General features: G+C 72.6%; 15 protein-coding genes. 6 read left to right on the forward strand and 9 right to left on the reverse strand.

Features of this window, described 5'->3' with window-relative positions:
- Genes J421_RS13550 through J421_RS13565 form a run of 4 tightly spaced genes read right to left on the reverse strand, consistent with a single transcriptional unit; the run spans position 1 to position 2,232 of the window.
- Positions 1–612 carry a hypothetical protein gene (locus J421_RS13550; RefSeq protein ID WP_025411715.1) on the reverse strand — a complete coding sequence of 204 codons (612 nt, stop codon included), beginning with the start codon at positions 610–612 and terminating at the stop codon, positions 1–3.
- Positions 564–962 (reverse strand): hypothetical protein, encoded by a 399-nt coding sequence (locus J421_RS13555; RefSeq protein ID WP_148306309.1) that lies wholly within the window; start codon positions 960–962, stop codon positions 564–566. The genes J421_RS13550 and J421_RS13555 overlap by 49 nt, the downstream gene beginning before the upstream one ends.
- Positions 959–1,726, reverse strand: coding sequence for a ParA family protein (locus tag J421_RS13560; RefSeq protein ID WP_025411717.1), 768 nt, complete (start codon positions 1,724–1,726; stop codon positions 959–961). Before J421_RS13560 ends, J421_RS13555 begins: the two co-directional genes overlap by 4 nt.
- A 23-nt stretch (positions 1,727–1,749) precedes the next feature.
- A complete protein-coding gene (locus tag J421_RS13565; protein WP_025411718.1) occupies positions 1,750–2,232 on the reverse strand; it encodes a tetratricopeptide repeat protein in 483 nt (160 codons plus the stop codon).
- 195 nt (positions 2,233–2,427) lie between these two features.
- Here J421_RS13565 and J421_RS13570 point away from each other — a divergent pair, with 195 nt between their 5' ends.
- On the forward strand, positions 2,428–2,949 hold the full coding sequence (locus tag J421_RS13570; RefSeq protein WP_025411719.1) for a phosphoribosyltransferase: 522 nt from the start codon (positions 2,428–2,430) through the stop codon (positions 2,947–2,949).
- On the opposite strand, the gene J421_RS13575 is transcribed toward J421_RS13570, so the two are convergent.
- From J421_RS13575 to J421_RS13590, 4 genes are all read right to left on the reverse strand, one after another.
- Positions 2,918–3,412, reverse strand: a complete 495-nt coding sequence (locus tag J421_RS13575) for a V4R domain-containing protein (RefSeq protein ID WP_025411720.1) — start codon at positions 3,410–3,412, stop codon at positions 2,918–2,920. The two genes, J421_RS13570 and J421_RS13575, sit on opposite strands and share 32 nt — an antisense overlap.
- Entirely contained in the window at positions 3,409–5,463 is a 2,055-nt protein-coding gene (ligA, locus tag J421_RS13580; protein ID WP_025411721.1) for an NAD-dependent DNA ligase LigA, read from the reverse strand. The genes J421_RS13575 and ligA overlap by 4 nt, the downstream gene beginning before the upstream one ends.
- Positions 5,464–5,531: 68 nt before the next feature.
- Complete coding sequence (locus tag J421_RS13585) at positions 5,532–6,446, reverse strand: diguanylate cyclase (RefSeq protein WP_025411722.1); 915 nt, start codon at positions 6,444–6,446, stop codon at positions 5,532–5,534.
- Between the two features lie 66 nt (positions 6,447–6,512).
- Entirely contained in the window at positions 6,513–6,932 is a 420-nt protein-coding gene (locus tag J421_RS13590; protein WP_025411723.1) for a response regulator, read from the reverse strand.
- 158 nt (positions 6,933–7,090) lie between these two features.
- Between J421_RS13590 and J421_RS13595 the strand changes: the two genes are divergently transcribed.
- On the forward strand, positions 7,091–7,636 hold the full coding sequence (locus J421_RS13595) for a YtxH domain-containing protein (RefSeq protein ID WP_104022604.1): 546 nt from the start codon (positions 7,091–7,093) through the stop codon (positions 7,634–7,636).
- 13 nt (positions 7,637–7,649) lie between these two features.
- Here the strand turns inward: J421_RS13595 and J421_RS13600 are convergent, their stop codons facing one another.
- Positions 7,650–8,426, reverse strand: a complete 777-nt coding sequence (locus J421_RS13600) for a tetratricopeptide repeat protein (RefSeq protein ID WP_025411725.1) — start codon at positions 8,424–8,426, stop codon at positions 7,650–7,652.
- 79 nt (positions 8,427–8,505) lie between these two features.
- Here J421_RS13600 and J421_RS13605 point away from each other — a divergent pair, with 79 nt between their 5' ends.
- The 4 genes from J421_RS13605 (at position 8,506) to J421_RS13620 (ending at position 13,093) form a co-directional block, all read left to right on the forward strand.
- Positions 8,506–9,837, forward strand: coding sequence for a thymidine phosphorylase (locus tag J421_RS13605; RefSeq protein ID WP_025411726.1), 1,332 nt, complete (start codon positions 8,506–8,508; stop codon positions 9,835–9,837).
- 80 nt (positions 9,838–9,917) lie between these two features.
- A complete protein-coding gene (locus J421_RS13610; RefSeq protein WP_148306310.1) occupies positions 9,918–10,196 on the forward strand; it encodes a hypothetical protein in 279 nt (92 codons plus the stop codon).
- 91 nt (positions 10,197–10,287) lie between these two features.
- A complete protein-coding gene (locus J421_RS13615; protein WP_025411728.1) occupies positions 10,288–12,645 on the forward strand; it encodes an ATP-binding protein in 2,358 nt (785 codons plus the stop codon).
- On the forward strand, positions 12,629–13,093 hold the full coding sequence (locus J421_RS13620; RefSeq protein WP_025411729.1) for an OsmC family protein: 465 nt from the start codon (positions 12,629–12,631) through the stop codon (positions 13,091–13,093). The genes J421_RS13615 and J421_RS13620 overlap by 17 nt, the downstream gene beginning before the upstream one ends.
- Positions 13,094–13,107 lie beyond the last annotated feature (14 nt).

The raw sequence follows: 13,107 nt of genomic DNA on the forward strand, positions 1-13,107 counted from the left end.
CTAACGGCCGCAGCCGGTGCCGGTGAGCGCGCCGGAAGTCGGAAGGGACGTGACCCGGCGCAGCCGCACGACGAACTCGACGGGGCTGCGGACGACGCTGTCGGGCCGCGTGCGCGCCGTCGCACGCACCCGCACGCTGACGATGCTGTCGGCGAACGCGCCGCTCGGCGGCAGTCCGCTCGGGACCACGCGGAGATATGCCGTCGCCGTGCCGCTGCTGGACGTCGTGTCGTTGTTCGTCGGCCGGTCGGTGCCGAGGTCCGCGATGATGCTGATCGCCGGACGCGTCACGCCGCGGTACTGCGTCGTCGGGATCGACGTCGGCGACACGATCTCCCACCGCACGAAGTAGTCGGGCACCGCGACCCGCAGCGTGCCCGTGGAGTCGGCGGTGAGCGTCACGGCCATCGGCTGCGCGTTGCCGACGGGAATGGTCGACGTATCCGGCGCCTGGCCGACCCTGAGGCTGATCGGCGCCGCCGCGCGCGCCGTGTCCTGGTTGCACACGAAGCCCATCAGCAGCACGCTGTCCTCGCCCTCGCGCGCGAGCCGCGTCGGCCGCTTCACGAGCGTGATCGTGTCGAGCACCTGCAGCCGGTCGCCGACGCGCACCGCGAGGCGCGCGCGCGCGAGTTCGCAGCGGTCGGCTTCGCGACCACGAAGCCCGTGAGCGAGTCGACGACGAGCGGGATCGCGCGCTGCGCCTCGGTCGTGTCGCGCGGCAGCGCGAGCGCGGTGAAGCGGAACGGCGCGTCGCCGATGGTGTCCCCGCGCTCGCCGAACGCGACGGCGCGCAGCCTCACCACCGCGCCCGTCGAGTCGCGCAGCGTGTCGCCGAGGATGATCGACGGCGGCACGCCGAGCAGGCGGATCGACGCGATGCCGCTCGGTCCCACGGCGATCTCCACGCACGCGCCGATGGCGAGCGCGATCGCGAGCGGCAGCAGACGACGCACCCTCACCGGAAGCGCTCCGCGAGCAGCGTGGCGAGGTTCACGTACGCCTGGCTCGCCGCGTCGCCGGGCTCGCGCACGACGACGGGCTGTCCGGCGGCGAATGCGTCGGCGGCGGCGGGAGAGCGGGGAACCACGAGATCGAACACCATGTTGTGAGGCAGATGACGTCGCACGTACTGCACCGTGCGCTCCGCGGCCGGATTGCCCGGCTCGAACATCGTGAGCAGGATCCCGTCCAGCGTGAGCTCCTCGTTCACGCGCACGACGTCCTGGATACCCCGCAGGATCTGCGGGGTTGTCTGGAGCGCGAGCGGCTCCGCCTGCAGCGGCACGATGACGTGCTGGCTCGACTCCAGCGCGCGGCGCGTGATGGGGCCGAGCCCCGGCGGCGTGTCGACGATCACCACGTTCGCGCGCTCGCGCGCCATCCCGAGCAGGTCGCGCAGGATGGTCGTCTCCGCCACGAGCTGCTGGTAGAACGCGTGCTCCGCCTCGTCGCTCACCGTGCCGGCGAGGATGACGCGCAGCCACGGCAGCGACGTCGGGAGGATGACGTCACGCAGCTGGCGCGAGCCGTTCAGGTAGTCCGCGAAGCCGAACGTCTCGTGGCCGCGCCGCAGCCCGGCGCCGTAGCGCACGGAGCCCTGCGGATCGACGTCGACGAGCAGCGTCTTCAGCCCTCGGCGGGCGAACGCCGCGGCGAGATTCACCGCCGTCGTCGTCTTGCCGACGCCCCCCTTCTGGCTGACGATCGAGAGAACGTGGCCCACGGGTTACGCCGCGTGGTCGCGCGTCACCCGCGCGGCCCGCCGTCGGGCCACTCGTTCCGAACGTCGGTCTCGTCCTCCAGCCGCAGCTGCTCGAGCGTGCTCGACGCGTGCTCCACCCACCGCTGCGCCTCGGGCGAGCGCGGCGCGCGCGCGAGGAACTCCTCGAGATGCCGCTGCGCCTCGCCGCGGTCGCCGCGCTTCAGCAGCAGGAACGCCAGCCCGTAGTGCGCGCCGGACAGCGACGGATCGAGGTCGAGCGCCCGTCGATAGCAGCGGATCGCCTCGTCCTGCTGGCCGAGCTTGCTGTACGCGATCGCCATGTTCTGGAGCACGCGCTGGTCGTTCGGGCGATCGCGCAGCGCGAGCCGGTACGAAGTCAGCGCGGCGTCGTAGTCGCCCTGCCGCTCGAGGGCGAGCGCCTCGTTCAGGTAGTCGACGCGCCCCGACTTCGAGGACTTCGCATCGCTCTCCGACTTCCCGCCCGTGAGGCGACTCCACCAGGACATGCGGTCGAGGGTGCGCGAGGATGAGGCTGGGCCCACGCTGCGGCCGCGCTGGCGCGGCCGCGAACCGGTCGCCCGTGATCCGTTCGCCGGTCGTCGGGGGCGCTCCCAGGGAGGGCAAGCTATCGGGTGCGTTCGACGCCAACAAGCCGATTCGCGGGGTACCGCTCCACGGTCGCGCGGCTACCTTACGCCCTCATGCCGGCGCGCAGGAGCATCGATCCGAACAAGGGAATTCTCGTCGTCGAGTGGCCGCTCTTCGGCGAGCTGTCGCGCGCCCTCGCGCTGAAGGTCGCGCGCGAGTACGACCCCGAGATCGTCGTCGGCGTGGCGACGGCCGGCGTCGTTCCCGGTGCGGTGATCGCCGCGATCCTCGACCGCCCGTTCGCGGCGATCACCGTGAGTCGCCGCTTTCGCGCCGAGACGGTGCGCCAGACGCCCGCCGTCATCGGCGCGGCGCCGCAGGAGGTGCGCGGCAAGCGTGTGCTCATCGTCGACGAGACGTGCGACTCGGGCGACACGCTGCGTCTCGCCGTCGGCGCGATCGTGAACGCCGGCGCGCACACCGTCCGCACCGCCGTCGGCTTCAAGACGGGGAGCTACGTGCCCGACTTCCACGCGCTCGCCACCGAGAGCACGATCGTGCTGCCGTGGGACCGCGAGGTGCTCGTGCGCGGCGAGCTGCTGCCTAACCCGGCGTACGAAGGGCTGATCGCCTGACCGCGTCGGCGCTGCCGACGACGAACTCGCACCGCGGCGCCCCGGTCGATCGGCACGCGACCTCCTCGACGGCGAGTGCCGTCCCCGCCGCGCGGCCGAAGAACCCGGCGAGCAGGCCGGTGGAGAAGTGGCACGCGGGCGACTCGGCGTCGGCGTCGGGCTCGCCCTCCACCCAGTCGGCCGACGTGAGGCGCATCACGTCCGCGTCGCGGCGCGCGTCGATCGTCACGTCGCCCCAGCCGCCGCGCGCGAGGTGCTCGGCGAGCGCCGCGGTGAACTCGTCGAGCGGCATCGCCTCCGGCTCGGCGCCGGTGCGCTCGCGCACGCGCGCCGCGAAGTCGTCGTAGAGCGCGAGCCCGGCGACCGATCCCGCCTCGCGCAGCCGCTCGGCGCCGCGCGGCGTGTCGAGCACCGCGGCGCGCAGCGACTGCAGCGCGCCGGCCGGCAGCACGAGTCGGCTCATTCGGATCCCGCCTCCACGCGGCGCAGCAGCTCCGCCTCGTCGATGATCTCCACGCCGTACTCCGTGGCCTTCGTGAGCTTGCTGCCCGCGTCGGCGCCGGCGAGCAGGAAGCTCGTCTTGCGCGACACGGAGCTCGTCACGCGTCCACCGTGCGCCTCCACGAGCTCCGTCGCCTGCTCGCGCGTCAGCGTCGGCAGCGTGCCGGTGATGACGACGGTGCAGCCCTTCAGCGCCGTCCCCGCCGCGGCCGACGGCTCGTGCATCGTGAGTCCGCGCTCGGCGAGCCGCGCGACGAGCTGTCGCGCCTCCGGGTCCGCGAACCAGTCCACCACCGAGCGCGCCATCGTCTCGCCGACGCCGCGCACCTCGAGCACGTCGTCCACGGACGCGTTCAGGAGCCGGTCCATGGTGCCGAAGTGCCGCGCGAGCAGTCGCGCCGCCACCTCGCCCACGAAGTCGATGCCTAACCCGAACAGGAGGCGCGACAGCGGCTGCGCGCGCGACTCGGCGAGCGCCTGCACGAGGTTCTCCGCGCTCTTCTCGGCGAACCGCTCGAGCGCCACGAGCTGCTCCACCGTGAGGTCGTACAGGTCCGCCGCGTCGTGCACGAGCCCCGCCTCGAGCAGCTGCTGGATGCGTGCGTACGACAGGCCGCGGATGTCCATCGCGCCGCGCGACGCGAAGTGCACGAGCCCCTCGAGCTGCCGCGCGGGGCAGTGGAAGTTGCGGCAGTAGAGCATGCCGCGGTCCTCCCCGGGCTCGAGCGGCGTGCCGCACGCGGGGCAGTGCGTCGGCGGCTCGTACGGCGCCGGCGGATGCGTCGCGTCGCGCTTGTCCGGCACCGGCCCGATGACCTGCGGGATCACCTCGCCGGCGCGCTTCACCTGCACGCGGTCCCCGGGGCGCAAGTCCTTCTCGCGAATCAGCTCGAAGTTGTGCAGCGTCGCGAGCCTAACGGTCGCGCCGCCGATCTCCACCGCCTCCAGCTCCGCGTACGGGTTCACGCTGCCCGTGCGGCCGACGTTGACCTTGATGTCGAGCAGCGTCGTCTCCGCGATGTCGGGCGCGAACTTGCGCGCGATGGCCCACCGCGGCTCGCGCCCCACGTCGCCGAGCTCGCCCTGCAGCGCGAGCGAGTCGACCTTCACCACCGCGCCGTCGATCGCGAAGTCGAGCGTCGCGCGCTGCACCTGCTCCACGTCGTGCGCCCACGCGTGCACGTCGTCGAGCGTGACGCAGCGGCGGCGGTGCGGCGCCACGGGAATGCCCCACGACGCGAGCGTCTCCAGCAGCTCCCACTGCGACGCGAACGGCAGCGCGCGCGCGCCCTCCGGCACCGCCACCGCGTAGCCGAAGAAGCGGAGCGGACGCTTCGCCGTCATCTTCGGGTCGAGCTGACGCAGCGCCCCGGCGGCGGAGTTGCGCGGGTTCGCGAACACCGGCTCGCCGGCCGCCACGCGCTCGGCGTTCATCTTCTCGAAGCCGGTGTACGTCATGTACACCTCGCCGCGGATCTCGAGCACGCCGGCCGGCACCTTGCCGCGCAGCCGCAGCGGGATCTCGCGGATCGTGCGCAGGTTCGGCGTGACGTCCTCGCCCACGGTGCCGTTGCCGCGCGTCGCGCCGGTCGCCAGCACCCCGTCGCGATACGTGAGGCTCACCGCCGCGCCGTCGATCTTCAGCTCCGCCGTGTAGCCGGCGTGTCGCACCTCGTCGCCGGCGAGTCGCACGATGCGCTCCTCCCACTCCGCGAGCTCCTCGTCGCTGAACGCGTTGCCGAGCGACAGCATCGGCACGAGGTGCGTGTGCTTCGGGAGCACGGACTGCGGCTCGGCGCCCACGCGCAGCGTCGGCGAGTCCTCGGTGCGCAGCTCCGGGTGCTCGCGCTCGAGCGTCTGCAGCTCGCGGAACAGCCGGTCGTACTCGGCGTCGGAGAGCGTGGGCCGATCGAGCACGTAGTACTCGTACGACGCCTGCTCGATCTGCTCGCGCAACGTGCCCGCGCGCGCGGCCAGCGCGGCGAGTTCCTCCTCCTCGTTCCGGGTCGGCATGGCGAGAATCTAGCTGCGTGGCCGCGTGGCCGCGTAAGGGCTCACGCAGCCACGCGGCCACGCAGCGGTCACTCTCCGTCGAACACCTCGACGCGGTTTCTCCCGTGCTGCTTCGCCTCGTAGAGCGCGTCGTCGGCCGCCTTCACGAGGCCCTCCTGGTGGCGGATCTCGGGGTGCGGCCACGCGGCGGCGCCGGCGCTCAGGGTGCGGCGCAGCGAGCCGCCGTCGTACGTGAACTCGCGCGCCTCCACCGCCTGCCGCACGCGCTCCGCGAACGCGCGCGCGTCGTCGATGTTCGCGTTCGGCAGCAGCACGATGAACTCCTCGCCGCCGTAGCGACCCACGCGGTCGATCTCGCGCGCCGAGTCCTTCAGGATCTCGGCGACCTGGCGCAGCACCGCGTCGCCGGCCTGGTGGCCGTACGTGTCGTTGACGCTCTTGAAGTGGTCGACGTCGCACATCACGCAGCCGAGCGGCTCGTTGAGCCGCGTCGCGTGCACGTACATCTCGCACAGCCGCTCCTCGATGTGCCGGCGGTTGTCGAGTCCCGTCAGCCCGTCGGTCTGCGACGCCTTCAGCAGTGCCTCGTTCGCGCGCGCGAGCTCGTCCTGCAGCTCCTTGATGCGCAGCAGCGACTTCACGCGCGCCTCGAGCTCCGCGAAGTTGATCGGCTTCGTGATGTAGTCGTCGGCGCCCGCGTCGAGTCCCTCCACCTTGTCCTCGGTGGTCTCGAGCGCGGTCTGCATGATGATGGGGATGAAGGGCAGGGAGGAGTCGCCCTTGATCTGCCGCGTGACCTCGATGCCGTCGATGCGCGGCATCATCACGTCGAGCAGGATGAGATCCGGCGGCGTGGCGCGGACCTTGTCCAGCGCCTCCTGTCCGTCCATCGCGCAGTCGACGTCGTAGCCACGCGCCTCCAGGCGCGCGCGCAGCAGCTCGACGTTGTCTTCATGATCGTCGACGACGAGGATGCGACTCACTGCCGTGCCCGCCCGGCCGTACGCGTCATGCCGTGGATGCCGATGATGCCGACGATGCCGATGGCGTCACGCGGCGCCGCTCGCCGAGCCGCTCCCCGCGCCGACGTTCCCCTTGCCAAGGAAGCGCTGCACTTCGGCGACGACCGCGCGCGGCTCGCACGGCTTCGCCAGGTAGCCGTCGCAGCCGACCTCCATCGCCTTCTCGCGGTCGGACGCGAGGGCGTGCGCGGTCAGCGCGATGATCGGGATGGAGCTCGTTGCCGGGTCGTGCTTCAGCACCTGCGTCGCTTCCCAGCCGTCGATGATCGGGATGGAGATGTCCATCAGGATCAGATCCGGCTTCTCCGCCTTCGCCTTGGCGATCCCTTCCTCGCCGTTCAGCGCCTCGCTGACGCTGTAGCCGAAGTGACGGAGGATGGTGGAATAGACGATGCGGTTGTCCTCGTTGTCTTCGACGAGAAGCACGGTCTTGCCGTTCGCGCTCATGTCGCTCCTCGAGACGGGCGGGCGGGAAGGTAGGCGGTGACGCGGGTCCGGATGCGCCACTCGACGACGACGCTCGTGACGAGCGCGACGCGGAAGGATCCGAAGTGATCTGCTTCAGGCCGTCGCAAGTTTCTTACCAGCACACGGGAGTATCGACGATGCATGCTCCGCAGGGGCCCCTCGGCGGCACCCCTCGACCGACCGCCGAGCGATCCGGCGAGTCCCGCACCGCGGGCACCGCGGGCACCGCGGGCACCACGGGCACCACGGGCACCACGGGCGCCGATGGTCGGCTCCCGCCGCCTCGGCTCACCCTCCGCCACGGCGCCGCCGCGCGCTCGGCCGCACGCCCCGAGGCGCCCCGCCGGCTCTCCGCCGCCCCCGACGTTCCCGAGCCCGCCGACGAGGGGGGCGAGGTCGACTGGCGCGCGGTCGGCCTGTTCGGCGCCGGTGTCGCGCTCGGGGCGCTGCTCGGTGCCGGTGCCGCGCTCCTGATGGCGCCGGCGAGCGGCTTCGAGACGCGCATGCGGCTGGCCCGCGGCGCGCGCCGCGCGCGGCACCAGGCCGCCGATCGCTGGGAGTCGCTCGAGGACCGCGCCCGCCACGCCGCCCGCCAGGGCAAGCGTCGGCTGGCCCGGCGCCTCACCATGGCCCGCTGGCGGGCCCAGGACGCCTGGGAGCGGAAACGCTACGGCGACGCCTGATCGCGGCCGGCCTTCAGCGAAGCTTCGCCATCAGCGCGGAGGCTTCGCGCTTGAACGCGGGATCGCTCGACTCGGTGATGGGCGCGCGGAGGATGTAGTCGATCTGCTCGCGCGCCTTCGCCTTGTCGCCGCGGTCCGCGTACACCTCGGCGAGATCGATCCGGTGCGTGAGACGCGTCGGCGCGATCTGCACGGCTTCCTCGAGGTAGCGCTGCGCGTCGTTCCAGCTCGCGGAGTTGAAGATCTTCCCGCCGAGGAAGTTCTTCGCCATGAAGCGCTCGATGCCGCTGATGCGCATGACCTCCGCGTTCCACACGCCCATGACGTGCAGCGCGCCGTCGTGCCGCGGGTTCAGACGCAGCGCCTCGAGCGCCTGCGCGCGCACCTCGCCGGCGTACTTCACCTTGTCGCGCGCGCCCATCGTCTGCGCGTTGCGGCCGACCGCGCGCGCGAGCTGGAAGTGGCCTTCCGCGCTGTCGGGGCTCACCTGCACGGCGCGCCGCGCGTACTGCTCGGCCCTGTGGTACATCGCCGTGCGCGCGTCGCGGTCGTTCGTCGACAGCTGTCCCGCCTCCACCGCCGCGTCGGCGGCCTTGATCAGCGCGTCGAAGTTGTTCGGCTCCGCCGCGAGCGCGGCGTCGAAGTGCGCGAGCGCACTCGCGGGGTTCGTGTCCCGGTCGCGGTCCCCGGCCGCGATGTGCTCCGCCACCGACTGCGCGCGCGCGACGGACGCATGCAGCGCCGGGACGGTCCAGAGGGCGAGCGCCAGCAGCGCGGCTCGAAGCGTCATGGTGGAACTCCGGCGGTGCGTCGGGGTGGGTAGCGGGTGACGCGCCGACTAGCATAGAGGCACGTCTCAACCCGGGTCAATGCTCGCAAAACAGCTCATCGAGCGGAAACGCGACGGCGGTCGGATCTCCCCCGACGAGTTCCGCACGTTCGCGCGCGCGTACGCCGCCGGCGACGTCCCCGACTACCAGATGGCCGCGTTCCTCATGGCGGTCTTCTGGCGCGGGCTCGATCGCACGGAGACCGCCGCGCTCACCGACGCGATGCTGACGAGCGGGGAGACGCTGCGCCTCGATCACCTGCACGTCGGCCGCGTCGACAAGCACTCCACGGGCGGCGTCGGCGACAAGGTGTCGCTCGTGCTCGCGCCGCTCGTCGCCTGTCTCGGCGTCGCCGTGCCGATGATGTCGGGCCGCGGACTCGGTCACACCGGTGGTACCCTCGACAAGCTCGAGTCGATCCCCGGCTTCCGCACGAGCATCCCGCTCGACGAGGCGACGCAGCAGCTCGAGCACATCGGCTGCGTGCTGATCGGACAGTCGCGCGAGATCGCGCCCGCCGACCGCAAGATGTACGCGCTGCGCGACGCCACGTGCACCGTCGAATCGATCCCGCTCATCTCGGCGAGCATCATGAGCAAGAAGCTCGCGGAGGGACTGACGGGGCTCGTGCTCGACGTGAAGAACGGATCGGGCGCGTTCATGCCGCAGCTCGATCGCGCGCTCGAGCTGGCGCGCACCATGGTCGCGTTGGGCGACGATCACGGCTGCCCCGTCGTCGCGCTGCTCACCGCGATGGACCGCCCGCTCGGCCGCGCGTGCGGCAACGCGCTCGAGGTGGAGGAGTCGATCGCCGCGCTCCGTGGCGAGGGCCCGGACGATCTCATGGACGTGACCTACGCGCTCGGCGCCGAGATGCTGGTGCTCGGCGGCGCGGCGCGCGACCACCGCGAGGCGCGCGGCGCGATGGAGCGCGCGATCGCCGACGGGCGCGCCGCCGAGAAGTTCCGCGAGATCGTCGACGCGCAGGGAGGCAACCCGTCGGTGCTCGACGACCCGTCGATCCTTCCGCAGGCGCCAGCGCGCGAGGTCTATGTCGCATCGCGCGCCGGCGTCGTCGCGCGGATCGAGCCGAAGACGATCGGGCGCGGCGTCATCGCGCTCGGCGGCGGCCGCACGCGCGTCGAGGACACGGTGGACCCGGCCGTCGGCTTCGTCATCACCGCACGACCGGGCGACGTCGTGCGCGCCGGCACCCCGCTCGCCACGACGTACGCCCGTGACGCCGCGGGGCTCGCGGCCGGCCGTGCCGCGCTCGACGAGGCGATCGTGCTCGCCGACGCGATGGCCGATCCGCCGCTGCCGCTCGTGTCGCACCGCGTCACGCTCGCCGGCGTCGAGACCCTGGCCTGAGACCGCTGGCGTGCGCCGCGTCGCCCGTTAGACTTTTCCTGGTTCCCGATCCCGTCACGTCACGAAGAGGCAAGCGTCGCATGCCGTCTCCCCGTCTTCCCTCCAAGGTCGCCCGGCTGCTCGCCGCGCAGATGGTCGTCGTCATCGGCGTCCTCGTGGTGCTGTGGGCCTTCCTGCTCTGGGGCACGCGTCCGAACCATCCGCTGCAGACGCACGGTGGGATCGACACGACGAACGTGACCATCACGTGGATCGCGTTCACGGTCGTGCTGCTCGCGCTGGCGCTCATCCACTACATCTTCGCGCGCCAGCTCTTCGGTGAAGCCAAGGGCGTGCGCCGTGGCGTGAAGAGTTGGTGACGGTGCGGCGGCGCGGACGGCGCCGCGACGTCGGTCGCTCACGTCTCCGGGGGCCCGTGGTCTGGTCGACCGCGGGCCCCCGCGTCGTCGCGTGAACCTCGTCACGCGCGAGCTCCGGGCCGCGCGCGCGGCGCCGGCGTGGCGCCGGGTCGCGGCGTCGGCCGGCGTGTGGCTGCTCGCGCTCGTCGGCACGATCGTGCTGCGCGCGTACCTGCATCGCGCGAACTTCGCGATCTTCTGGATCGCGGTGCTCTACGCCGCGTGGTACGCGGGGTTCAGGGCGGCGCTCGGTGCCGCCCTGCTCTCGCTGATCGCCGTCGAGTACGTGCTGTCGCCGCCGGTGTTCGAGTTCGCGGTCCCGGCCCTGTCGAGCGTGGTGACGTTCGCGATCTTCGTCGGCGCGTCGGGCCTCGTCAGCGCGCTGGCCGCGTCGCTCGCGCGCTCGCAGCGTTTGTCCGACGAGCAGACGCTGCAGCTCCAGGAGCAGGCCGCGGAGCTCGAGGCGCAGATGGAGGAAGCGCAGGTGATGAGCGAGGAGCTGGGCGCCACGAACACCTCGCTGGAGCGCGCGCTCCGCGAGGCGGACGACGCACGCTCCGCGGAGCAGATCGCGGCGGATCGCGCGCGTCGCCTGCTCGCCGTCACGTCGGGGCTGAGCCGCGCCATGACGGTCGAGGAGGTCGCGGACGTCATCTTCCGCGAGGGCCTCTCCGCCGCCGGTGCCGACGCCGGCTCCCTCGCGCTCGTTAGGCACGCGCGCTCGGCCGCGAACGACGCGGATCTGCACGACGCCTGGCTGGAGGTCGTGCGCACGCACGGCTACGCGGCGCCGATCGTCGACGCGTTCCGCCGCTTCCCGCTGCGTGCGGGGCGCCCGCTCTCCGACGCGCTCCTCACCGGCGCACCGGTGCTCCTCGCGTCGCGCGACGAGTGGCGCGCGCGCTACGCCGAACGGCTCGTGAACCTCGACGAGCTGGGGTACGAGGCGCTCGCCACGATCCCCATCACGAGCGGCGGGCGCACGTTGGGCGCCGTCAGCGCGAGCTTCCGTCAGCGCGTGGCGTTCGACGAGGGGACGCGCACGTTCCTCGCCACGTTGGGCGAGCAGTGCGGGCTCGCGCTCGCCCGCGCGCTGGCGTACGAAGCCGAGCGGCGCGCGCGCGAGGCGAGCCAGTTCATCTCCGAGGCGAGCCGCGTGCTCTCCGCGTCGCTGGAGTACGAGACCACGCTGCGCGCCGTCGCCGCCGCCGCGGTGCCCGTGCTCGGCGACTGGTGCGCCGTCGACGTCGTGCGCGACCCCACGCGCGGCGACTGGCCGCCGGATCTCGAGCGCGTCGCCATCGTGCATCGGGATCCGGAGAAGATGGCGCTGGGCCTCGAGCTGATGCGGCGCTATCCGACCGACTGGTCGCAGGCGGAGGGGATCCCGCGCGTGCTGCGCGAGCGCGTGCCGCTGTTCATCCCCGTCGTCACCGACGAGCTGCTCGCCGGCGGCGCGCGCGACGCGGAGCAGCTGCGACTCATGCGCGCGCTGCAGTTCGCGTCGATCATCGTCGTGCCGCTCGTCGCGCGCGACGTGACGCTCGGCGCGCTCACGCTGTGCATGACGCAGTCCGGGCGGCGCTACGACGACGCCGACCTCGCGCTCGCCCAGGATCTCGCCCAGCGCGCCGCCGTCGCGGTCGACAACGCGCGGCTGTATCGCGACGCGGAGCGCGCCCGCGCCGAGGCGGAGGCGGCGAGCCTGGCGAAGACGCAGTTCCTGTCGACGATGAGCCACGAGCTGCGCACGCCGCTCAACGCGATCCTCGGCTACGCCGAGCTGCTGGAGATGGGCGTGCGCGGCCCGGTCTCGCCCGCGCAGCTCGACGACCTCGCGCGCGTCCGCCGCAGCGCGACCGTGCTCATGTCGCTCGTGAACGACGTGCTGAACTTCGCGCGCATCGAGGCGGGGCAGGTGGAGTTCGACATCGAGCCCGTGCGCGTCGATCAGGCGCTCGCCGACCTCGAGACGCTCGTCGCGCCGCAGCTGCAGCAGAAGGCGATCCGTTACGAGTACCGCCCGTGCGGCGACGCGCCGCGCGTACGCGCCGATGCGGACCGGCTGAAGCAGATCATGACGAACCTCCTGACCAACGCGCTGAAGTTCACCGACGAGGGCGGGCGCATCACGGTCTCGTGCGACGCGACCGACGACGCCGTGGTGCGCGTGCGCGTCGCGGACAGCGGCCGCGGCATCCCGCGCGACCGCCTCGTGGACATCTTCGAGCCGTTCGTGCAGGTGGACCGCCACCTCACGCACGCGAGCCAGCAGGGCGTCGGCCTGGGGCTCGCGATCAGCCGCGACCTCGCCCGCGCGATGGACGGCGACCTCACGGTCGAGAGCAGCATCGGCGAGGGCTCGACCTTCACCCTCTCGCTCCCCCGCGCCGATGGGCGTCCCGCCTGATCCCGCCGCCGCCGCGACCCCCGACCGCGGCACCGTCGTCGCCCGCAACGCGGGCCCGGGGTTCACCACCACGCTGACCGCCGGCGCACACGCCCTGGTCGTCGACGAGCCGGTCGCGGCCGGCGGCGCCGACGAGGGAGCCACGCCGTACGACCTGCTGTTAGGCGCCGTCGGCGCGTGCACCGCGATCACCGTGCGCATGTACGCGCGCCGCAAGGGATGGCCGCTGGAGGACGTGGTGGTGCGCGTGCGCGCCGGCGGCCGCTCGCACGCCGCCGACTGCGCCGAGTGCGTGGACCGCGCGGTGAGCGCGCCGGCCGTGGTCAGCGAGGTCGAGCTGCATGGCCCGCTCAGCGACGAGCAGCGCGCGCGGCTGCGCTACATCGCCGGCCGCTGCCCGGTGAAGCAGGTGCTGCGCGGCGGCCTGTCCGTGATCGACGCGGAGTAGCGGCACCGCGCGAC

The organism is Gemmatirosa kalamazoonensis (genome assembly GCF_000522985.1).
In the GTDB taxonomy this organism is placed as follows: domain Bacteria; phylum Gemmatimonadota; class Gemmatimonadetes; order Gemmatimonadales; family Gemmatimonadaceae; genus Gemmatirosa; species Gemmatirosa kalamazoonensis.